Annotated in this window: 20 protein-coding genes; 8 read left to right on the forward strand and 12 right to left on the reverse strand. The window is 69.0% G+C overall.

Annotation, left to right across the window (positions count from 1 at the left end; genetic code table 11):
- Positions 1-4 precede the first annotated feature (4 nt).
- Positions 5-895, reverse strand: coding sequence for an acyl-CoA thioesterase (locus tag OCU_RS48990; RefSeq protein WP_014381472.1), 891 nt, complete (start codon positions 893-895; stop codon positions 5-7).
- Between the two features lie 132 nt (positions 896-1,027).
- Between OCU_RS48990 and OCU_RS48995 the strand changes: the two genes are divergently transcribed.
- The 4 genes from OCU_RS48995 to OCU_RS49010 all read left to right on the forward strand — a co-directional run bounded on the left by OCU_RS48995 (position 1,028) and on the right by OCU_RS49010 (position 3,798).
- The gene (locus tag OCU_RS48995) at positions 1,028-1,504 is read left to right on the forward strand and encodes an SRPBCC family protein (protein WP_008262011.1); all 477 of its coding nucleotides are present in this window, start codon (positions 1,028-1,030) and stop codon (positions 1,502-1,504) included.
- Between the two features lie 72 nt (positions 1,505-1,576).
- On the forward strand, positions 1,577-2,395 hold the full coding sequence (locus OCU_RS49000) for an SMP-30/gluconolactonase/LRE family protein (RefSeq protein WP_014381473.1): 819 nt from the start codon (positions 1,577-1,579) through the stop codon (positions 2,393-2,395).
- A gap of 17 nt (positions 2,396-2,412) precedes the next feature.
- Entirely contained in the window at positions 2,413-3,234 is an 822-nt protein-coding gene (locus OCU_RS49005) for a thioesterase family protein (protein WP_014381474.1), read from the forward strand.
- Between the two features lie 15 nt (positions 3,235-3,249).
- Entirely contained in the window at positions 3,250-3,798 is a 549-nt protein-coding gene (locus OCU_RS49010; RefSeq protein WP_009955708.1) for a TetR/AcrR family transcriptional regulator, read from the forward strand.
- Positions 3,799-3,870: 72 nt separating this feature from the next.
- Here OCU_RS49010 and OCU_RS49015 read toward each other — a convergent pair whose 3' ends face one another.
- Genes OCU_RS49015 through OCU_RS49025 form a run of 3 tightly spaced genes read right to left on the reverse strand, consistent with a single transcriptional unit; the run spans position 3,871 to position 7,093 of the window.
- The gene (locus OCU_RS49015; protein ID WP_014381475.1) at positions 3,871-5,211 is read right to left on the reverse strand and encodes an FAD-binding oxidoreductase; all 1,341 of its coding nucleotides are present in this window, start codon (positions 5,209-5,211) and stop codon (positions 3,871-3,873) included.
- A gap of 21 nt (positions 5,212-5,232) precedes the next feature.
- Positions 5,233-5,976, reverse strand: a complete 744-nt coding sequence (locus OCU_RS49020) for a glucose 1-dehydrogenase (protein ID WP_009956630.1) — start codon at positions 5,974-5,976, stop codon at positions 5,233-5,235.
- 16 nt (positions 5,977-5,992) lie between these two features.
- Positions 5,993-7,093 carry an NAD(P)H-dependent amine dehydrogenase family protein gene (locus OCU_RS49025; protein ID WP_014381477.1) on the reverse strand — a complete coding sequence of 367 codons (1,101 nt, stop codon included), beginning with the start codon at positions 7,091-7,093 and terminating at the stop codon, positions 5,993-5,995.
- A gap of 110 nt (positions 7,094-7,203) precedes the next feature.
- Between OCU_RS49025 and OCU_RS49030 the strand changes: the two genes are divergently transcribed.
- Positions 7,204-8,094 (forward strand): alpha/beta hydrolase, encoded by an 891-nt coding sequence (locus OCU_RS49030; protein WP_014381478.1) that lies wholly within the window; start codon positions 7,204-7,206, stop codon positions 8,092-8,094.
- On the opposite strand, the gene OCU_RS49035 is transcribed toward OCU_RS49030, so the two are convergent.
- Positions 8,091-8,726, reverse strand: a complete 636-nt coding sequence (locus tag OCU_RS49035) for a TetR/AcrR family transcriptional regulator (protein ID WP_014381479.1) — start codon at positions 8,724-8,726, stop codon at positions 8,091-8,093. The genes OCU_RS49030 and OCU_RS49035 overlap by 4 nt on opposite strands.
- A 157-nt stretch (positions 8,727-8,883) precedes the next feature.
- Between OCU_RS49035 and OCU_RS50935 the strand changes: the two genes are divergently transcribed.
- Entirely contained in the window at positions 8,884-9,009 is a 126-nt protein-coding gene (locus OCU_RS50935; protein WP_003874194.1) for a hypothetical protein, read from the forward strand.
- 24 nt (positions 9,010-9,033) lie between these two features.
- Here OCU_RS50935 and OCU_RS49040 read toward each other — a convergent pair whose 3' ends face one another.
- From OCU_RS49040 to OCU_RS49055, 4 genes are all read right to left on the reverse strand, one after another.
- The gene (locus tag OCU_RS49040) at positions 9,034-10,458 is read right to left on the reverse strand and encodes an NAD(P)(+) transhydrogenase (Re/Si-specific) subunit beta (protein ID WP_009956633.1); all 1,425 of its coding nucleotides are present in this window, start codon (positions 10,456-10,458) and stop codon (positions 9,034-9,036) included.
- Entirely contained in the window at positions 10,455-10,784 is a 330-nt protein-coding gene (locus OCU_RS49045; RefSeq protein WP_014381480.1) for an NAD(P) transhydrogenase subunit alpha part 2, read from the reverse strand. Before OCU_RS49045 ends, OCU_RS49040 begins: the two co-directional genes overlap by 4 nt.
- A 9-nt stretch (positions 10,785-10,793) precedes the next feature.
- Positions 10,794-11,876 (reverse strand): Re/Si-specific NAD(P)(+) transhydrogenase subunit alpha, encoded by a 1,083-nt coding sequence (locus OCU_RS49050; RefSeq protein ID WP_026071122.1) that lies wholly within the window; start codon positions 11,874-11,876, stop codon positions 10,794-10,796.
- A 244-nt stretch (positions 11,877-12,120) separates the two neighbouring features.
- Positions 12,121-12,582 carry a nuclear transport factor 2 family protein gene (locus tag OCU_RS49055; RefSeq protein WP_014381481.1) on the reverse strand — a complete coding sequence of 154 codons (462 nt, stop codon included), beginning with the start codon at positions 12,580-12,582 and terminating at the stop codon, positions 12,121-12,123.
- A 120-nt stretch (positions 12,583-12,702) separates the two neighbouring features.
- On the opposite strand from OCU_RS49055, the gene OCU_RS49060 reads away from it, so the two are divergent.
- Both OCU_RS49060 and OCU_RS49065 read left to right on the forward strand, forming a co-directional pair.
- Positions 12,703-13,923, forward strand: coding sequence for an acyl-CoA dehydrogenase family protein (locus OCU_RS49060; RefSeq protein WP_009956638.1), 1,221 nt, complete (start codon positions 12,703-12,705; stop codon positions 13,921-13,923).
- Complete coding sequence (locus tag OCU_RS49065; protein WP_009956639.1) at positions 13,916-14,746, forward strand: tyrosine-protein phosphatase; 831 nt, start codon at positions 13,916-13,918, stop codon at positions 14,744-14,746. The genes OCU_RS49060 and OCU_RS49065 overlap by 8 nt, the downstream gene beginning before the upstream one ends.
- Before the next feature lie 27 nt (positions 14,747-14,773).
- Here OCU_RS49065 and OCU_RS49070 read toward each other — a convergent pair whose 3' ends face one another.
- The 3 genes from OCU_RS49070 to OCU_RS49080 all read right to left on the reverse strand — a co-directional run bounded on the left by OCU_RS49070 (position 14,774) and on the right by OCU_RS49080 (position 18,810).
- Complete coding sequence (locus OCU_RS49070; protein WP_008262046.1) at positions 14,774-15,637, reverse strand: SDR family oxidoreductase; 864 nt, start codon at positions 15,635-15,637, stop codon at positions 14,774-14,776.
- A 56-nt stretch (positions 15,638-15,693) separates the two neighbouring features.
- Positions 15,694-17,127: an aldehyde dehydrogenase family protein gene (locus OCU_RS49075; protein WP_009956640.1), complete on the reverse strand. Its 1,434-nt coding sequence runs from the start codon at positions 17,125-17,127 to the stop codon at positions 15,694-15,696.
- 105 nt (positions 17,128-17,232) lie between these two features.
- A complete protein-coding gene (locus OCU_RS49080; protein ID WP_014381483.1) occupies positions 17,233-18,810 on the reverse strand; it encodes an LCP family protein in 1,578 nt (525 codons plus the stop codon).
- Positions 18,811-18,842 lie beyond the last annotated feature (32 nt).

An 18,842-nucleotide genomic window follows, 5' to 3' on the forward strand; every position in this document is an offset into this window, starting at 1 on the left:
GCCGTCAGAAGCGCGCGCGGGAATCGATCGCGGTGTCGCTGGTCCGCAGCGGGCGGATCAGCGCCTCCTGGGAGAACGACGCCAGCAGCTCCCCCTCCTCGGCGTGCACGGTGCCGCGCACGTACGACATGCCCGCGCCCACCTGGGTGCTCTCATGGGTGTAGAGGAGCCAGCCGCTCCAGCGCGCCGGCTCGTGGAAGGCGACCGAGATGCTCATCGGCGCGGTGGACACGGTCAGGTGCGCCTGGGCGGTGCCGATGCCCTCGTGCGCGCGCATGGTGGTGGAGATCCCCAGGTGACCGGTGAAGTACGCCAGCAGCGCCTTGGCGAGGTCGTCGCGGGTCGGGATGGGGTCGTAGTGCAGCCACGCGTAGAGCTCCGGCGGGCCGACCTCGTCGGGGCTGTTGACGTCGACGACGTCCACCAGGCGCAGCTCGCGGCCGACCATCGGCATCGGTGAGGGGTTGGCGTCGGCCGGCGCGGCCACCTCGGGGCGCGGCAGGTGGTGACGGATGACGTCGGCGGTGGGGACGTCGGCCAGCACCGTGATGCTCAGGCACCGGCGGCCGTTCTGGTGGACGGCCACGACGGCGGTGGCGGTGGACCGGCCCTCGGCCACGACGTCGAGGATCAGTTCGATCGGCGGGCCGACGGTCACGGCGCGGGAGAACACCGCGTGCGCCGAGCGCACCGACTTGTCCGGGAATCGTTTGGCCACCGCGACAATCGCCTGGGCGAGCACCTGGGTGCCCTCCACCACCTGACGTTCGTCGCCGCCGGCGATGCCGGTCTCGCCGGCGAACCGGTCCTGCCCGTCGGCCTGCACGTCAAACAGATCCAGCAGGCCTTGCACCGTCCACTCGGTCTGCTGAGACTCCTCGGAAGCTTTCGTCAAATCCGCTCCACCTCTCGCGCTAGCAGCTCAGGGCTCAGCGTGACACTTTGAGTAGGATTTGTAAAGCTTGGCTAACAAGACCGCGGCCCGGCGGACCAGCCCGCCGACGAAAAGCGCAGGGAGGCAACGTCATTGGGCATCGTGACCACCACTTCGGAGACCGCGTTCACGCAGTCCGCCGAGACCGTCTACGACTTCGTCACCAACCCGTTGAACTGGACCAAGACCTACCCCGGCAGCGCGCACATCGGCGGGTTGCCCGACCTACCCCTCAAGGTGGGTGACACCTGGGAGGAAGCAGGGCCCGACGGCGACCGGATCTTCCGCTGGCAGCTGGCCGCCGCCGTGCGGCCGACGCTGTTCGTGTTCACCTCGATCGGCCGCCTGGGCCATGACCGCGACGGGAACGGCGGCATGGAGGGCAGGATCACCGTGTCGTACCACTTCACCCGGCCGGGCCAGGACGTCACGCTGTTCTCCCGGACCATGACGATCGAGGCGTACAAGCACGCGCCCCTGCCCGATCAGCTCTTCATCCAGGCCAACCCGGCGAAGATCGACGCCTACCACGAGGCCGTCGCACGAGAACTCGCCCGGTCCGCAGATTGACACCGGTACCCGCGGTGCGTGACACTTTTTCGGTGTTTTGTAAAGCGGAAGGTTGGCCAAAGGCATGAGCGGATGATCCCCGAGCCGCTGGCCAACGGGTTCTGCTTCGGCGAGGGGCCGCGCTGGTTCGAGGGCCTGCTGTGGTTCTCCGACATGCTAGGCGAGGCGGTCCACACCTCGACCATGGGGGGCTCGCTGACCACGCTGCCGTTGCCCGGGCACTCGCCGTCGGGCTTGGGTTTCCGTCCCGACGGCTCGCTGCTGATCGCGTCGACCGAGGATCGGCGGGTGCTGCGCTACGACGGCGAAAGCGTCGCCACCATCGCCGATCTCGCCGACGTGGCCCCGGCCAACCTCGGTGACATGGTCATCGACGACGTGGGCCGCGCCTACATCGGATGCCAGGCGCTGCGCGGCGGCGTCATCGTCCGCCTCGACCCCGACGACAGCGCGACCGTCGTCGCCGAGGATCTCGACTTCCCCAACGGGATGGTGATCACCCCGGACCGCAAGACGCTGATCGTCGCCGAGTCGACGGGCCGGCGGCTGACCGCGTTTTCGATCGGCGGCGACGGTGGGCTGACCAACCGCCGGAGCTTCGCCGACGGCCTGGACGGGCCGCCCGACGGCATCGCGCTCGACGCCGAGGGCGGGGTGTGGACGTCGATGACCCTGGCCCACCAGTTCGAGCGGATCGTGGCCGGCGGGGACGTGACCGACCGGATCGACATGGGCGATCGGGTCGCCATCGCCTGCGCCCTCGGCGGCCCGCAGCGCCGCACCCTGTTTCTGTTGTCGAGCACGGACGCCTATCCTCAGCGCCTGGCCGGCACCCGGCTTTCCCGGCTGGACGCCGTCACGGTGACCACTCCCGGCGCCGGCCTGCCCTGACCCCGAAGAGGTTGACGATGACCGACGCCTACTACGAGTTGATCGATCCGGCCGACGCGCCGGGCCAGAAGTTCCGGGCGACCGACCTGGCGCGCGGCACCTGGTCGGCGGCGATCCAGCACGGTGGTCCGGTGTCGGGGCTGCTGGTCCGGGCGCTGGAGCGCTGCGAACAGCGCGACGACACCCGCCTGTCCCGGGTCGTGATCGACCTGCTGGGCGGGGTGCCGGCCGAGGGCGACCTGTGGGTCCGCGCGCAGGTGCAACGGCCCGGCAAGCAGATCGAACTCGTCAGCGCCGAGATGCTGGCGCCGGGTCCCGACGGCGCTCCCCGGCCGGTGGCGCGCGCCACCGGTTGGCGGTTGCAGCACCAGGACACCGAGGAGCTCGCGCACGCCGCGGCTCCCCTGCCCCGGCCGAAGGCCGAGGCCTACGACCGCAACCTCAAGGCCAAGGACTGGGACCGCAACTACGTGCACAGCCTCGAGTGGCTGTGGCTGACCGAGCCGCTGAGCGAAGGCCCGGGCGAATCGTGGATCAACCCGACCGTCGACCTGGTCAACGGCGAGCCCATGACCCAGCTGGAACGGCTGTTCGCGGTCGCCGACTGCGCCAACGGCATCGGCAGCAAGCTGGACATCACCAAATGGACCTTCCTCAACACCGATCTGGCCGTGCACGTGTTTCGTGTCCCCGATGGTGATTGGATCGGGATCAGGGCGGAAACCAGTTACGGGCCGGACGGGATCGGGACGACGATCGGCACATTGTTCGACGAACAGGGCGCGGTCGGCGCCATCCAGCAGTCGGTGCTGGTGCGCCGGCGCCCGCCTCGGGCCTAACGTGGAGGCGAAAACATGAGCCACCCGATCCGGGCGACGACGATCGCCGACACTGACACCTCGACCCGTCAGCGCATTCTGGCGGCCACCGCCGAGGTGCTCGGCCGCAACGGCAAGACCAAACTGAGCCTGTCCGACGTGGCCACCCAGGCGGGTGTCTCCCGCCCGACGCTGTACCGCTGGTTCGCGTCCAAAGAGGAGTTGCTGTCGGCGTTTTCGGCCTACGAGCGACAGATCTTCGAAAGCGGCCTCGTGAAGGCCACCGCGGGCCTCAAGGGCGTGGACAAGCTCGACGCCGTGCTGCGGTTCATCGTCGATTACCAGCATTCGTACTCCGGCGTGCGCATGGTCGACGTCGAGCCCGAGCACACCATCGCCCAGTTCTCGTGGGTGATCCCGCAGATGCGCGAGGGCTTGCAGCGGCACCTGCCCGGGCCCAACTCCGCGGTGAAGGCGGCGACGGTCATCCGGATCGCGATCTCGCACTACATCGTGCGCAGCGACGACGCCGACCAGTTCCTGGCGCAGCTGCGCCACGCGGTCGGGATCAAGGGCTCGTCCTAGCCCCGCGAAACTGTAACTGGCAACGCGTTTCCCGAGTAGCAGCGTCGGTAACGAGGGGCTCGCGAAGGCGGGCTACTCGAACAGCACCGCGGCGTTGAGGTAGCCGGTCGGGTCCAGCGCGGCCTTGAGGGTGCGCATCGCGGCGATGTCCGCGGGCTCGCGTGACATCGCGAGGTAGGGCCGCTTGCGGCTGCCGACGCCGTGCTCGGAGCTGACGTTGCCGCCGCACCGCGCGATGAGGTCCATCATCGGCTCGTAGAGGTGCCGCTCTTGCTCGCCCGGGCAACGCAATACGTTCAGGTGCAGGTTGCCCTCGCCGATATGCCCGAACAGCACCGGCAGCGCCCCGGGGGCGTGGGTGCTGACCAAATCGACGGCTTGCCTTTCGAATTCGCTGATCGCCGACAACGGCAGCGACACGTCGAACTTCAGCGGCGGGCCGTACACGCCGAGCACCTCGGCGAGTGATTCGCGCACCTGCCACAACCGTTGCTGCGCGGCAAGATCCACACCCACCGCCGGTTCACCGCACATCGGCACGTTCTCGAGCAGCCCGGCGAGGCGCTCGGTCTGGTCGTGATCGGCGGCCAACTCCACCAGCAGCAGCCAGTCCCCGGTGACCGGGGCCCCCACGCCGCGATGCTCGCGGGTCAGCGCGGCGGCCCGGCCGTCGATCAATTCCAGGGCCGCGATGCCGTCCACGTCGCGGAAGATCCGGCCGGCGGAAACCAGCGCGTCGAGGTCGGCGAATCCGCAGATGGCGGTCACCCGGTGCGGGGGGATGGCGTGCAGCCGCAGATCCAGCCCGGTGATGACGCCGAGCGTGCCCTCGGCGCCCACGAACAGCGCCGGAAGGTCATAGCCGGTGTTGTCCCGGCGCACCCGGCTATGGCGGCGCAGCAGCGAGCCGTCGGGCAGCGCGACCTGGACGCCGATCACCTGCTCACCCATGTTGCCGTACCGGACGGTGCGCAGGCCGCCGGCGTTGGTCGACGCCATGCCGCCGACGGTCGCCGTGTCGCGGGCGGACAGGTCCACACCGAACACGAGATTGGCCGCGGCCGCGGCCCGTTGCACCGCGGCCAGGGTGGCTCCGGCGCCGACCTCGATGCGGCTCTCGACGGTGTCGACGTCACCGATGGCGTGCAGCCGCTCGGTGGACAGCAACACGTCGTCGTGTTCGGGGACGGTGCCGGCCACCAGTGAGGTCCGGCCGCCCTGCACCGTCACGTGCGCGCCCGCGTCGCGGCACACCCGCAGCACCTCGGCGACCTGCTCGGGCGAGCCGGGCCGCACCAGCGCGCTCGCCCGCCCGCGGTAGCGGCCGGTGTGGTCGACGCTGCGCGCCGCCAGCACGTCGGGGTCGGTGACGACGTGATTCGATCCGACCAGGCCGGCCAGCCTACGCAGCATGATTGCGGTTATAGCACCGCACTAGAACAAGTCCTTGTGGTTCACGTCGGTGATCAGCCCGCCGTCCATGACGAACTCGCTGCCGGTGGCGTACGACGATTCGTCGCTGGCCAAAAACAGCACGAACGTTGCGACCTCCCGCACTTGCCCGGGCCGGCCCAGCGGGACGGTCACCATGTCCTCGGGCAGGTGCTTGGTCATCGGGGTGCGAATGAAGCCGGGGTGTATGGAGTTGACCCGGATGTTGTGCTTTGCCAGCTCCAGGGCGGCCGACTTGGCCAGGCCCCGCACTCCCCACTTGGATGCGACATACGGGTGCACCATGGGCGCACCGCGCAGGCCCTCGATCGACGACACGTTGATGATCGAGCCACCGCCGGCCGCGATCATCGGGTCGACGGCCACCCGCATGCCCAGGAATGTTCCGGTCAGATTGACGTCAATGACCTTCTGCCACTTGGCCAGATCGAAGCTCCTGAGCGGGCCGAGCGCGACGGTGCCGGCGTTGTTGACCAAAACGTCGAGCTTGCCGAATTCGCCGACCGCGGTCGCGACCGCGGCTTCCCACTGGTCGGGCTGGGTGACGTCGAGGTGTACATAGCGCGCGGATTCCCCGATCTCGTCGGCCAGCGCCTTGCCCTGGTCGTCGAGGATGTCGCCGATGACAACCTTGGCGCCCTCCTCGACGAGCAGGCGCGCGTCTTCGGCGCCCATCCCACCGGCGGCGCCACTGATCAGTGCAACTTTTCCGTCAACGCGACCCACCTGGGTCTCCTTTCGATTAACTGGTCACCAAAGTGCTTGGTGCGTAAAGGCCTTTTCCGGTGACCAGCGGCAGGTCGAGCGTGGTCCGGATGCCGGGGGGCGCCGCGATCACCGCCGGGATGGCGTTGACGACGCGGCCCGCGGCGCCCGCGATCGCGGCGTGATTGTGGTCGCCCTTGCGGCTGCTGGGAATGATGTCGACCGCGTAGGAGGGCTCGCCGGTGATCTCGACGCGGTACGAGCCGTCGCCCGCGGCGGGCTGGGGCAGGTCCGGGCGCAGGTCGGGCCGCAGCCGGGTGACGTGCTCGATGACGATGGCGGGGTGGCCCTTGACCATGCCGCGGATCTCGAACTGCAGCACGGCCACGGTCCCCTTGGCGACGTGGCCGACCGCGATGTCGAAGTCCTCGGGCGCGGGCTCGCGCTGGTAGGACTCGGTGATCTCGTCGACCTCGATGCCCAGGCCGGCCGCCAGCTGACGGATCGCGGTGCCCCAGGCGATGCTGAGGATGCCCGGCTGCAGCAGCATCGGGATCTCGTCCATGGGCTTGGCGAATCCCATGTAGTCCATGACCTCGGTGCCGTTGTAGGACGCGTAGTCGTGAATCTCCATGCAGCGCACCTGCTCGATGCGCTGACACGTCCCGGCGAGCGCGAACGGGATCAGGTCGTTGGCGAACCCGGGGTCGACGCCGCTGATGAAGATGCTTGAATTGCCTTGCTTGGCAGCGTCTTCCACGCGGGCGATGTATTTGTCGGGCATCACGCCCCACGGGTACTGCAGCAGCCCCGGCGAGGATCCGACGACGTTGATCCCGGCGGCCAGGATGCGCATGACGTCGGCCATGGCCTCGGGCAGCCGGGTGTCGCCCATTGCGCAGTAGACGACGCACTCGGGCTTGGCGGCGATGATGGTGTCCAGGTCGTCGACGGCGGCGACGCCCGTCACCACGCCGGCGTCCAGGCCGACGCCGCACAGCTCGCCCGCGTCCTTACCCACCTTTTCCGGGGTGGAGACGCACACCCCGGTCAGCTCGAACTGCGGGTTGGTGATCAGTTCGGCGAGGGCCAGCCCACCGACGTTGCCGGTACCGACGTGCGCGACGCGGATCGCCATGACAGTCTCCGTCCGTTGAGCGCTCAAAACGTTTCTAGACACTAGTCCATTAATTTGGGCGCGCATACCTGCGGACCGCCCGTGGACCGCGGGGGCAGAATCATCCGTTGATGAGCACACGCGAAGACCTTCGGTTCCCGTCCGGCGACGACCTGATCAGCGCCTGGCTCTACCGCCCGCCGGGCGACGGCCCCGCGCCGCTGCTGGTGATGGCCCACGGCCTGGGCGCCGTGCGGAGCATGCGCCTGGACGCCTACGCCGAACGCTTCAGCGCGGCCGGCTACGCGTGCCTGGTGTTCGACTACCGCAACTTCGGCGACAGCGGGGGCCGGCCCCGTCAGGTCCTCGACGTCGGCATGCAGCTCGCCGACTGGGCCGCGGCCGTCGACTACGCGCGCACGCTGCCGGGTGTCGATCCCGCTCGAATCGCGTTGTGGGGCACCTCTTTTGCCGGCGGTCACGTGATCGCGACGGCGGCGCGGCTGCCGGGCATCGCCGCGGCCGTCGCCCAGTGCCCCTTCACCGACGGCATCGCGTCCGCGGGCACCATCACCAACCCGCTGATCACCGCACGCATCACCGCGCGGGCGGTGCGCGACGTGCTCGCGAGCAAGCGGGGCGGGCCACCGGTGATGGTCGCGACGGCGGGGCGGCCCGGCGAGGTCGCGTTGATGAACACGCCCGACGCGTACGAGGGCTACCTGCGGCTGGTGCCCGACGGCGCCGACGTACGCAACGAGGTCGCCGCCCGAATCGCGTTGCAGGTCTTCACCTATCGCCCGGGACGCCTGACACCGAAGATCGGTTGCCCGATCCTGTTCTGCGTGTGCGAGGCCGACTCGGTGGCCCCCGCGGCGGCGACGCTGCGCCACGCGGCCAGAGCGCCCCGCGGCGAGGTCAAGCTGTATCCCGAGGGCCATTTCGCGATCTACGTCGACGACGCGTTCGAGCGGGTGGTCGCCGACCAGCTCGCGTTCCTCGACAAGCACCTGCGCGGTTAAGGACCCAGCGGAGACGTCGTGCGGATCGCCTCGTCGCGGATCAGTCCGCGCAGCAGCGCCGTGCTGAACTCCGCCGCGATCTCCTTGGCGGAGCGCCGCCCGCTGGGCCGCAGCCAGCGATAGCTGCCCAGCGTCATGCCGATGTAGCCCAGCGCCAGCACGTGCGAATCGCACTGGTAGAACTCGCCGCTGGCGATCCCGCGGTCGATCAGGCCGTGCACGTGGTGATAGACCTGCGCTTCCTTCTCGCGGACCTCGGCGACCTGCTCGCTGGTGAACCACTCGGTGATGTAGGGCTGCTCCTGGAAGTACACCGCGGCGCGCTCGGGATCGCTGGCGATGCCGGTCAGCAGCCGGACGGTGTACTGGTAGAGCGCCTCGCGCGCGGTCCAGGACGGGTCGTCGTGCACGGCGGCCAGCGTGCCCTCGGCGGCCTGGCGGTAGATGTCGAACAGAATCAGCGACTTGCTGGCGTAATAGTGGTAGACGGTCGCTTTGTTCAGGCCGATCACGTCGGCCACGTCGTCCATCCGGGTGCCGTGATAGCCGCGCGCCGCGAACAGCTTGGTGGCGACGGCCAGCAGCTCTTCGCGCCGCGTTTGCCCATTGGGTGTGATGCTGTCGGTGGGCATCTGTTCTCACTATCGTCGGTACGGGCAGGCCAGGCCCGGTTCGGCCAAGAATAACTATCAATCAACTGGTTGGACAGTTTAAGCAAAAACGCCGGGTGTCACGTCGACGGGCATGCGACTAGACTCCTCTTCGAACGAGATTCGAGAGGTGGGACCGATGGATCCGAGCCCGGATTACGACGGAAGCGACGAGATCGAGTTCTTCATGCGGTACCTCACCTGGGGCTTGCGCGGTGTCACCGACGGCAACGGGTACCCGCCGCCGGCCTACCCGCCCGTTTAGCCCCGGCGCGGAGGACCGCAGTCTTTACAGCGCTTTGAGTTCCTCGGCGACCTCGGTCACCGACTTCTTCGCGTCGCCGAACAGCATGCTGGTGCCCTCGCCGTAGAACAGCGGGTTGTCGATACCCGCGAACCCGGAGTTCATCGACCGCTTCAGCACGATCACCGACTTGGCCTTGTCCACGTTGAGGATCGGCATGCCGTAGATCGGGCTGGACGCGTCGTTGCGGGCCGCGGGGTTGGTGACGTCGTTGGCGCCGATGACGATCGCGACGTCGGTGCGCGCGAACTCGTCGTTGATGTCGTCCATGTCCTTCATGGCGTCGTAGTCGACCTCGGCCTCGGCCAGCAACACGTTCATGTGCCCGGGCATCCGGCCGGCGACCGGGTGGATGGCGTATTTGACCTCCACGCCCTTGTCCTCCAGCAGGGCCGCCATGTCCTTCACCGCGTGCTGCGCCTGCGCGACGGCCAGGCCGTAGCCCGGCACCACGATCACCTGGTTGGCGTAGGCCATCTGGATCGCGGCGTCCGCGGCCGAGGTGGCCTTGACGGTCTTGTCTCCCCCGCCGTCGCCACTGGGGGCCACCCCGCCGCCGCCGAAGCCGCCGGCGACGATCGCGGGGATCGAGCGGTTCATGGCCTTGGCCATCAGGTTGGTCAGGATCGAGCCGGACGCGCCGACGATCATGCCGGCCACGATCATCGCGGTGTTGTTCAGCGCCAGACCGGCGGCCGCGGCAGACAACCCCGTCATCGCGTTGAGCAGCGAGATGACCACGGGCATGTCCGCGCCGCCGATGGGCAGCACCACCATCAGGCCCAGCACGCCGGCCGCGGCCAGCAGCCCGATCATCCACCACAGGGACGCCCCGCCGGTGCCGGGATGGGCGTGCACCCCGACCACCACCGCGGCGGCCACCGCGGCGACCAGCAGCAGCAGGTTGACCGGCTGCTGGGCCCTGCCGAAACCGATCGGTGCGCCGGAGATGATCTCCTGCAGCTTGCCGAACGCGATGATCGATCCCCAGAACGAGATCGAGCCGATGACCGCGGCGAACAACGACGCCACCACGATGTGCACGGTCGGCGACTCACCGTGCTGGAACGCCGAAAAGCCTTGCGTCTCAATGAATTCCGACAGCGCGATCAGCGCGACCGTGCCGCCGCCGACGCCGTTGAAGAACGCCACCAGCTGCGGCATCGCCGTCATCTTGGTGTAGCGCGCCGGCGGGACACCGAGCACCACGCCCACCACCAGGCCGGCGATGATCAGCACCCATTGGTCGGTGTGGCGGATCTTGACCAGCGTCGCGGCCACCGCGATCGCCATGCCCACCGCGGCGATCAGGTTGCCCCGCACCGCCGTTTTGGGCCCGGTCAGGCCCATCAGGCCGTAGATGAACAGGGCGAACGAAATGATGTACAGGCCGATGACCAAGTAGTTCATTTGGCGGCCGGCTCCTCACTCGCGGCGGGTACCGGTTTCCTCTTGCCCTTGAACATGCCCAGCATCCGGTCGGTGACGATGAACCCGCCGATGACGTTCAGCGTGCCGAACACGACGGCCACGAACAGGATGATCTGCACCGCCAGCGAGGGCTGCTCGACCGAGCCGAACACCACCAGCGCGCCCAGCACCACGATGCCGTGGATGGCGTTGGTGCCCGACATCAGCGGCGTGTGCAGCGTGTTGGGCACCTTGGAGATGACCGCGAACCCGACGAACCCGGACAGCACCAGGATCGCCACGTTGGCCAACAGTTCGTCGTACATGTAGTCCTCTCAGTCCCGCGTCACACAGGAGTCCGCGATGACCTCGTCGTCGAAGTCCGGCGCCAGCTTGCCGTCGGTGAGCAGCAAGTCCAGCAAAGCGGTGATGTTCTTGCTGTAGAGCTCGGAGGCGTGCTCGGGCATCGTCGCCGGCAGGTTCAGCGGCGACGCGATGGTGACGTCGTGCTTGACGACCGTCTTGCCGGGTTCGGTGAGCTCGCAGTTGCCGCCGGTCTCGCCGGCCAGGTCCACCACCACGCTGCCGGGCTTCATCGCCTCCACGGCCGCAGCGGTCACCAACCGCGGCGCGGGCCGGCCCGGGACCAGCGCCGTGGTGATCACGACGTCGAAACCGCTGATCGCCTTCTCCAGCGCCTGCTGCTGCTGCGCGCGCTCCTCGTCGGTCAGCTCGCGGGCGTATCCGCCCTCACCGGCCGCGTCGATCCCGATGTCGAGCCACTGCGCGCCCACCGAGCGCACCTGATCGGCCACCTCGGGCCGCACGTCGTAACCGGTGGTGCGGGCACCGAGCCGCTTGGCCGTCGCCAGCGCCTGCAGTCCGGCCACCCCGACCCCGAGCACCAGCACCGTGGCCGGCTTCACCGTTCCGGCGGCCGTCGTCAGCATCGGGAAGAACCGGGTCGCCTCCGAGGCCGCCAGCAGCACCGCCTTGTAGCCGGCCACGTTGCCCTGCGACGACAAGGCGTCCATCGCCTGAGCCCGCGAGATCCGCGGGATGGCCTCCAGCGCGAAGGCCTGCACGCCCGCCTGCTTCAATGCGCCGATCGAGTTCTCGGCGTTGCGCGGCGCCAGGAAGCCGATCAGCGTCTGCCCGCTGTGTAGCTTGCCGACCTCGTCCGCGGTCGGCGGCGCGACCTTGACCACGACGTCGGCGGCCCACGCGTCCCCGATGGTGGCGCCGGCCTCGGTGTAGAGCGCGTCGGGCAGCAGCGCCCGTTCGCCCGCGCCGGACTCGACCACGACCGCCACGCCGCTGCCCACCAGCGACGCCACCGCCTTCGGCACCAGCGCGACCCGCCGCTCGTCGGCCCCGGACTCGGAGACCACTCCTACCGTCGTCTGCGCATCTGTCATGGCGCGTACATCTACTTTCCGTACCCTTACGTACTGTCCGTGCCGATGGGCGTGGCGCTGGCTCGGCCGCGCGCTTCGCTACCTTAACCAGGTTCCGCCATGGATGGGTGATCGGCTCTGGGCCACCCGGGGCGGGATACCCCGCCGACGGGCGATCGACTCCCGGTCGATGGTTCGCCGCCGCATGCCGATGCAGTAGCGGCCACACCGTTGTGAGGTCACAAGGCGTCGTTGTTGCCCGCCGCTACCAGAGCGGGATGTCGTGGGCGTGTTCGGACGACGGGCGGGGCCCGAAGATGCGTCGCTGCGATTCGTCGATCCGCACGTCGTTGATGCTGGCTTCGCGGCGGGCCATCAGCCCCGACTCGGCGAACTCCCACAGCTCGTTGCCGTAGCTGCGATACCACTGCCCCGACTGGTCGCGGCACTCGTATTGGAAGCGGACCGCGATGCGGTTGTCGTGGAAGTCCCAAAGAACCTTGCGCAGCGCGTAATCCAGTTCGCGCTGCCACTTGCGGGTCAGGAACGCCACGATCTCGTCGCGGCCAACGATGCGCTCGCCGCGGTTTCGCCACCGCGAATCGACCGTGTACGCCAGGCTGACGCGGTGCGGGTCCCGGGTGTTCCAGGCATCCTCGGCCGCCTGCACCTTCTGCAGCGCGGTCTCCCGCGTGAACGGCGGGAACGGGGGGCGGGATTCGGTCACGCCCCAATCCTGCCGCGAACAGACACCCGAGCACCTCCTCAACGGCGTGTCGCGGTGCTTCTGCGTCTGCTCGCGCCCCCTTGTCGCGCGTGACCTATCGTGACGGGCATGGACTTCGCGATGTCGGCCAAGGCCAGCGACTACCACAAGCGGCTGACCGATTTCATGACCGAGTATGTGTTCCCGGCCGAGGCCGACTACGACAAGTTCCGTCACGAAGCCGGCCCGCGCGACCACACGGTTCCGCCCGTCGTCGAGGAACTGAAGATCAAGGCCAAGCAGCAGGGCCTGTGGAACCTGTTCCTGCCGGCCGAATCGGGCCTGACCAACCTCGAATACGCGCCGCTGGCCGAGATCACCGGCTGGAGCCTGGAGATCGCCCCCGAGGCGCTCAACTGCGCGGCACCCGACACCGGCAACATGGAGACGCTGCACCTGTTCGCCACCGAGGAACAGCGCAAGCAGTGGCTGGAGCCGTTGCTGGCCGGCGAGATCCGCAGCGCCTTCTCCATGACGGAGCCGGCCGTGGCCAGCAGCGACGCCCGCAACATCGAGACCTCGATCGTGCGCGACGGCGCCGACTACGTGATCAACGGCCGCAAGTGGTGGACGTCGGGCGCGGCCGACCCGCGCTGCAAGATCCTGATCGTCATGGGCCGCACCAACCCCGACGCCGCGAGCCACCAGCAGCAGTCGATGGTGTTGGTGCCGATGGACACGCCCGGCGTGACGGTGGTGCGCTCCACCCCGGTCTTCGGCTGGCAGGACCAGCACGGCCACTGCGAGATCGTCTACGACAACGTGCGCGTGCCGGCCACCAACCTGCTCGGCGAGGAGGGCGGCGGCTTCGCGATCGCCCAGGCCCGCCTCGGGCCGGGCCGCATCCACCACTGCATGCGCGCGCTCGGCGGGGCCGAGCGCGCCCTGGCCCTGATGTCCGACCGGGCCCAAAAGCGGGTGGCGTTCGGCCGCCCGCTGGCCGAGCAGGGCGTGGTGCGGGAGTCAATTGCCAAGTCCCGCAACGAGATCGACCAGGCACGGCTGCTGTGCGAGAAGGCGGCGTGGACCATCGACCAGCACGGCAACAAGGCCGCGCACCTGCTGGTCTCCCAGATCAAGGCGGTGGCCCCGCAGGTGGCCTGCGACGTCATCGACCGCGCCATCCAGGTGCACGGGGCCGCCGGCGTCAGCGACGACACGGTGCTGGCCCGCCTCTACGGCTGGCACCGCGCCATGCGGATCTTCGACGGCCCGGACGAGGTGCACATGCGAACCATCGCGCGCGCCGAGCTGGGCCGGGAGAAGTCGGCGCTCGCCGCGGCGGTCACCGCGCATGACTGAGGCGTTGCGAGAACTGTCGGGCGCGTGGAACTTTCGTGACGTCTCCGACGGCGCACCGGCGCTCAAACCCGGGCGGCTGTTCCGCTCCGGCGAACTGAGCGGGCTCGACGACGACGGCCGCGCGACGCTGAGCCGGCTGGGCATCACCGACGTCGCCGATCTGCGGGCGGCCCGCGAGGTCGCGCGGCGCGGGCCGGGGCTGGTTCCCGACGGCGTCGAGGTGCACCTGTTGCCCTTCCCCGATCTCGGCGAGCAGGACGCCGGGACCGACGACGCGGCGCCGCACGAACACGCCTTCCAGCGCCTGCTCACCGGCGAGGGCGTCGAGGAATCGGAGCAGTCGGTCAACGAGGCCGCCACCCGCTACATGATCGACGAATACCGCCAATTCCCAACGCGTAACGGGGCGCAGCGGGCGTTGCACCGCGTCATCTCGCTGCTGGCCGACGGGCATTCGGTGCTGACGCACTGCTTCGCCGGCAAGGACCGCACCGGCTTCGTGGTGGCGACCGTGCTGGAGGCGATCGGCATCGACCGCGACACCATCCTGGCCGACTTCCTGCGCAGCAACGACGCCGCGCCCGCCCTGCGGGCGCAGATCTCCGCGATGATCGCGCAGCGCCAGGACGCCGAGCTGACCCCGGAGGTGGTGACCTGGACCGAGGCGCGGCTGTCCGACGGCGTGCTCGGGGTCCGCGAGGTCTACCTGGCCGCCGCGCGCCAAACCATCGACGAGGAATTCGGGTCGCTGGACGCCTACTTGCGCGCCGCGAGCGTCAGCGAGTCAGACGTGGAGCGCCTGCGCGAGGCGCTGCTCGCCTGACCCGCCGACCACTCGGGAAGGCCGGGCTCAGCCCAGCTTGAAGCTGGCCTGCTGGGCGGCGGACAGGTCGGTGATCTGGCCCCACTTGGCGGCGATGTCCTCGACCGACGGCACGCTGTCGAAGGTGATGCCGTCGTTCTGGAACAGCGCGGTGCGCTGCACCTTGCCGCCGCCGACGATGAACACCGAGTCGGTGTCGGTCAGCTCCTCGGTCATCAGGTAGGCCACCACCGGGGCGACGTACTCCGGGGTGAGCTTCTCGAAGACCTCCGGCGGCAGGATGTCCTGCGTCATCCGGGTGGCGGCGATCGGCGCGACCGCGTTGGTCTTGATGTTGTACTTGGCGCCCTCCTGGGCCAGCGTGTTGATCAGCCCGACGAGGCCGAGCTTCGCCGCGCCGTAGTTGGCCTGCCCGAAGTTGCCGAACAGCCCGCTGGTGGAGGTGGCGACGACGACACGGCCGAAGCTCTGCTCACGGAAGTGCGGCCACGCGGCGCGGATGACGTTGTACCCACCGTAGAGGTGCACCTTGAGCACGGCGTCCCAGTTTTCGAAGGACATCTTGTGGAACGTGCCGTCGCGCAGAATGCCCGCGTTGCTGACCACGCCGTCGACCTTGCCGAATTCGTCGAGCGCGGTCTTGACCATGTTCTCGGCGCCCTCGGGCTCGGCGACGCTGTCGTAGTTGGCGACCGCCCGGCCACCGGCGTCCTTGATCTCCTTGACCACCTCGTCGGCCATGTTGTGGCCGGCGCCGGTGCCGTCGCGGGCGCCACCGAGATCGTTGACCACGACGCTGGCGCCCTCCTTGGCGAGGGTCAGGGCGTACTCACGGCCCAGTCCCCCACCGGCTCCGGTGACGATGACGACGCGATCCTGCACTCCGGGCATTAGGTTCCTCTCTGCTGTGAAAAACTTTGTCTAGCAACTGGTTCGGCGAAGCCGGGTCAGAACATCCGGCGGGCCATCTTGAAGGCCCGCTCGGTGTATGGAGGGTAGATGAAGCTCGACAGGTCGGGGCGGGTGGGCTTGGTCAGGACCGCCTTGCGGTGGCTGAACTCGTCGAAGCCCCACTTGCCGTGGTAGGCGCCCATGCCCGACGCGCCGACGCCACCGAAGGGTAGCTTGGCCGTCGACACCTGGAAGGCGACGTGGTTGACCAGCATGCCGCCCGCCGGCACCTCCTTGATCACCCGCTCGCGGGTCTCGCGCCGCTTGGTGAACAGGTACGCCGACAGCGGCTTGGGCCGCGAGTTCACGAAACGTATTGCCTCGTCCAGGTTTTGGACGGTGATCACCGGCAGGACCGGGCCGAAGATCTCGTTCCGCATCAGCGGGCCGTCCGGGTCGGGATCCACCACCACCGCGGGCTGGATGCGCAGCGTCGACGCGTCGCACGCCCCGCCGACGGTGACCGTGCCGTCCTTGCCGGAGAGGTAGCCGCTGATCCGGTCGAACTGCCGCTGGTTGACCACCCGCATGCCGTCCGGTTTGTCGGAGGTGAACTTGGTGATGGCGGCGCCGATCTTGTCGACCAGTTCGTCGCGAATCGTGGCGTCGGCCAACACGTAATCCGGTGCGACGCAAGTCTGTCCGGCGTTGAGCAGCTTCATCCAGGCGATCCGCTTGGCCGCCACCTCCACGTCGGCGTCCGCCGCGACGATCACCGGGCTCTTGCCGCCGAGCTCGAGCGTGCAGGGGGTCAGGTGCGGCGCCGCGCCCTCGTAGACCTTGCGGCCGATCTCGGTGCCGCCGGTGAACATCACCCGGTCCAGGCCCTGGGCGATGAGCTCCTGGCTGGTCGCGCCGTCGCCCTCGATGACCGCGATGGCATCGTTGTCGAGGTACTTGGGCACCAGCTCGGCCATCACGCGCGAGGACGCGGCCGCGATTTCCGACGGCTTGAGGATCACGGTGTTGCCGGCGGCGATCGCCCCGACGGCCGGGCCCAGCGTGAGGTAGAAGGGGTAGTTCCAGGCTCCGATGATCAGCACGGTGCCGTAGGGCTCGTATTCCACCCAGCCGCGGCCGGGCAGCTGCGGCAGCTCCAGCAGTTGATACTTGCGCCGCGTCCACTTGCGCACGCGCTTGGCCGCGTACTTGGCCTCACCGGCGGTGGTGGCGATGTCGGCGATGTAAGCCTCGAAGGGGCTGCGGTCCAGGTCTTCGGCGAGCGCGGCGGCCAGCGCGGCCTCGTTCTCCTCCATCAGCTTCACCAGCTGCAGCAACTGCCGCTTGCGCCAGTCGACGTCGCGGGTGCGTCCGGTGGCGAAGGTCTGACGAAGCCGGGCAACCGTGGCGGCGACGTCGGCCGAGCCGGTCCCGTTCGTGGAGTCCTTGGAGAGCGATGCCTGCGATGCAACCGATTCGGTGGTCATCATTGTCCTTCCCGAGCAGAGTCCCGCCGCGGGGCGGCCGCTCATCGGTGATAACCGCGATACTAACCATCCGGTTGGGAGAGCAGTAGAAAGGATCGGGCCGCGCGGTTACTTGACGCAGGGGACGCTCGAGGCCGTCATCTGGCTGAGGTCGGTCGGCGCCGGGGCGCGGTCGCCGCTGCCGGTGGCGGCGACCGCACTCACCTGCCCGGACGACGGCGCGTCGCCGGCCGCGCCGGGTTGGGCTTCGGAATGGGAGAGGTAGTCCGCCGCGGGAAACCGCGTTCCCACGGTCAGCCGGACGGTTCCGGAGGCCACCGAGGGATCCGCGGTCGCCGGCACGTGCAGTTGCCCGGACAGGACCTGCGCGCCCGCGTCGGCCCCGGGACCGTATTCGATCGTGCTGTCGTCGGCCGCGGCGGCGGCGGTCGTGACGCTGCCCCGGGTGAAGCCCCGGCCGGTGAGGGCCTCCTCGAGCGCGGCCGCGAGTCCGTCGCGCGAGCTGGCGTTGACGACGTCGAGGATGACGGGTTCGGTCAGCGCGGGCGGTGACTGGGCCGCCGGCGACGCGGCGTCGAGCGCGGCCGGCGCGTCGGACATGAAGCGCTCGTTGACGATGCGCCGGATCGCAGCGAGATCGACGAGGTTGATGTCGGAGCCGTTCGCGTCCTTGCCGAAGCCGGAGATCGGCAGGGTGTACAGCGACAGCGGCCGCCCGGTCAGCCGAGAGGCCCGCGCGGCGAACTGCCCGAGGTCGAGCCCGGCGTCGACGGCGACGTTGTCCCGGGCGACCTCGAGCATTTTGCGCAGCCCGCTCACGCTGGACAGCGCGCCGCCGCTGCGGGCCGCCTCGACCAACGACACCAGGAACGCCTGCTGGCGCCGCGTCCGATCGAAATCGGTGAACGAGCCGTCGTTTTCGTCGCGCCGCTGCCGCACGAAGGCCATCGCCTCCGCCGCATCGATGCGCTGTACACCCTGATGGAAGTCCGCGCCCGAGTAGCTGTCACGCGTATCGCCGTTGAGGCACACCGTGATTGGCTCCACCGCCTTGGCGATCTGGTAGAAGGCGCCCAACGTGACCTCGACGAAGTGGTCGACCGAGATACCCAAAAAGTCGCTGACGGCGCTGATTTCGGCCTTGCGGCCGGCCTCGCGGGCGGTTTGCTCGCGGGCCGCCAGATCGGTCGACCCCGCGCCGCCCGAGTCCCCGGCGGCCTGCGTGTTCAACGATTGCTGATAGGCCAGGCCGTACGCCTGCTTGATCTTGCCCGTGCACACCGAGCCGGGGCAGCCCGGCAGCTCGGCGTAGTCGTCGCGGGGAATCGACACCGCGGTGACGGGACCGTCACGGTCCGAAATGTGCACGACGATAAGGACATTGGCGTTGTAGCCGCCCGAGGTTTCGTCGCCGGCGTGCAGCGCGTCGTAAACCTCCTGCGGTAGCGGCCGACCGTTCTGGTCCAACCGGCTGTCCAGGCCCATCAGCAGGATGTTCTGGTTGTCGCCGAGCGAGGCGGCCCCATTCGGCAGCGCGTGGGAGATGATGATCCGGCCCAGGGCGGTGTGGTAACCCGTCCAGCCGATTCCGGTGATGGCCATGACGAAGGCCGAAGCGATGCCGGCGACGAGCCGGCCCTTCAACAGCACCCAGCGGTGTGATCGCTGCGCCGCGCCGCCGCCCATAATGAGTCATCATTATGGGCGATGACCTGCCG

Origin of the sequence: Mycobacterium intracellulare ATCC 13950 (assembly GCF_000277125.1) — a bacterium.
In the GTDB taxonomy this organism is placed as follows: domain Bacteria; phylum Actinomycetota; class Actinomycetes; order Mycobacteriales; family Mycobacteriaceae; genus Mycobacterium; species Mycobacterium intracellulare.

Excerpts from the sequence above, each read along its gene's own strand:
- OCU_RS49010 (WP_009955708.1), top strand. The coding sequence starts at position 3,250 with ATGAGCCACCCGATCCGGGCGACGACGATCGCCGACACTGACACCTCG.
- OCU_RS49000 (WP_014381473.1), top strand. The coding sequence starts at position 1,577 with ATGATCCCCGAGCCGCTGGCCAACGGGTTCTGCTTCGGCGAGGGGCCG.
- OCU_RS49060 (WP_009956638.1), top strand. The coding sequence starts at position 12,703 with ATGTCGGCCAAGGCCAGCGACTACCACAAGCGGCTGACCGATTTCATG.
- OCU_RS50935 (WP_003874194.1), top strand. The coding sequence starts at position 8,884 with ATGGATCCGAGCCCGGATTACGACGGAAGCGACGAGATCGAGTTCTTC.
- OCU_RS49045 (WP_014381480.1), bottom strand. The coding sequence starts at position 10,784 with ATGTACGACGAACTGTTGGCCAACGTGGCGATCCTGGTGCTGTCCGGG.
- OCU_RS49075 (WP_009956640.1), bottom strand. The coding sequence starts at position 17,127 with ATGATGACCACCGAATCGGTTGCATCGCAGGCATCGCTCTCCAAGGAC.
- OCU_RS49065 (WP_009956639.1), top strand. The coding sequence starts at position 13,916 with ATGACTGAGGCGTTGCGAGAACTGTCGGGCGCGTGGAACTTTCGTGAC.
- OCU_RS49015 (WP_014381475.1), bottom strand. The coding sequence starts at position 5,211 with ATGCTGCGTAGGCTGGCCGGCCTGGTCGGATCGAATCACGTCGTCACC.
- OCU_RS49070 (WP_008262046.1), bottom strand. The coding sequence starts at position 15,637 with ATGCCCGGAGTGCAGGATCGCGTCGTCATCGTCACCGGAGCCGGTGGG.
- OCU_RS49030 (WP_014381478.1), top strand. The coding sequence starts at position 7,204 with ATGAGCACACGCGAAGACCTTCGGTTCCCGTCCGGCGACGACCTGATC.
- OCU_RS49005 (WP_014381474.1), top strand. The coding sequence starts at position 2,413 with ATGACCGACGCCTACTACGAGTTGATCGATCCGGCCGACGCGCCGGGC.
- OCU_RS49025 (WP_014381477.1), bottom strand. The coding sequence starts at position 7,093 with ATGGCGATCCGCGTCGCGCACGTCGGTACCGGCAACGTCGGTGGGCTG.
- OCU_RS49080 (WP_014381483.1), bottom strand. The coding sequence starts at position 18,810 with ATGGGCGGCGGCGCGGCGCAGCGATCACACCGCTGGGTGCTGTTGAAG.
- OCU_RS49050 (WP_026071122.1), bottom strand. The coding sequence starts at position 11,876 with ATGACAGATGCGCAGACGACGGTAGGAGTGGTCTCCGAGTCCGGGGCC.
- OCU_RS49040 (WP_009956633.1), bottom strand. The coding sequence starts at position 10,458 with ATGAACTACTTGGTCATCGGCCTGTACATCATTTCGTTCGCCCTGTTC.
- OCU_RS49035 (WP_014381479.1), bottom strand. The coding sequence starts at position 8,726 with ATGCCCACCGACAGCATCACACCCAATGGGCAAACGCGGCGCGAAGAG.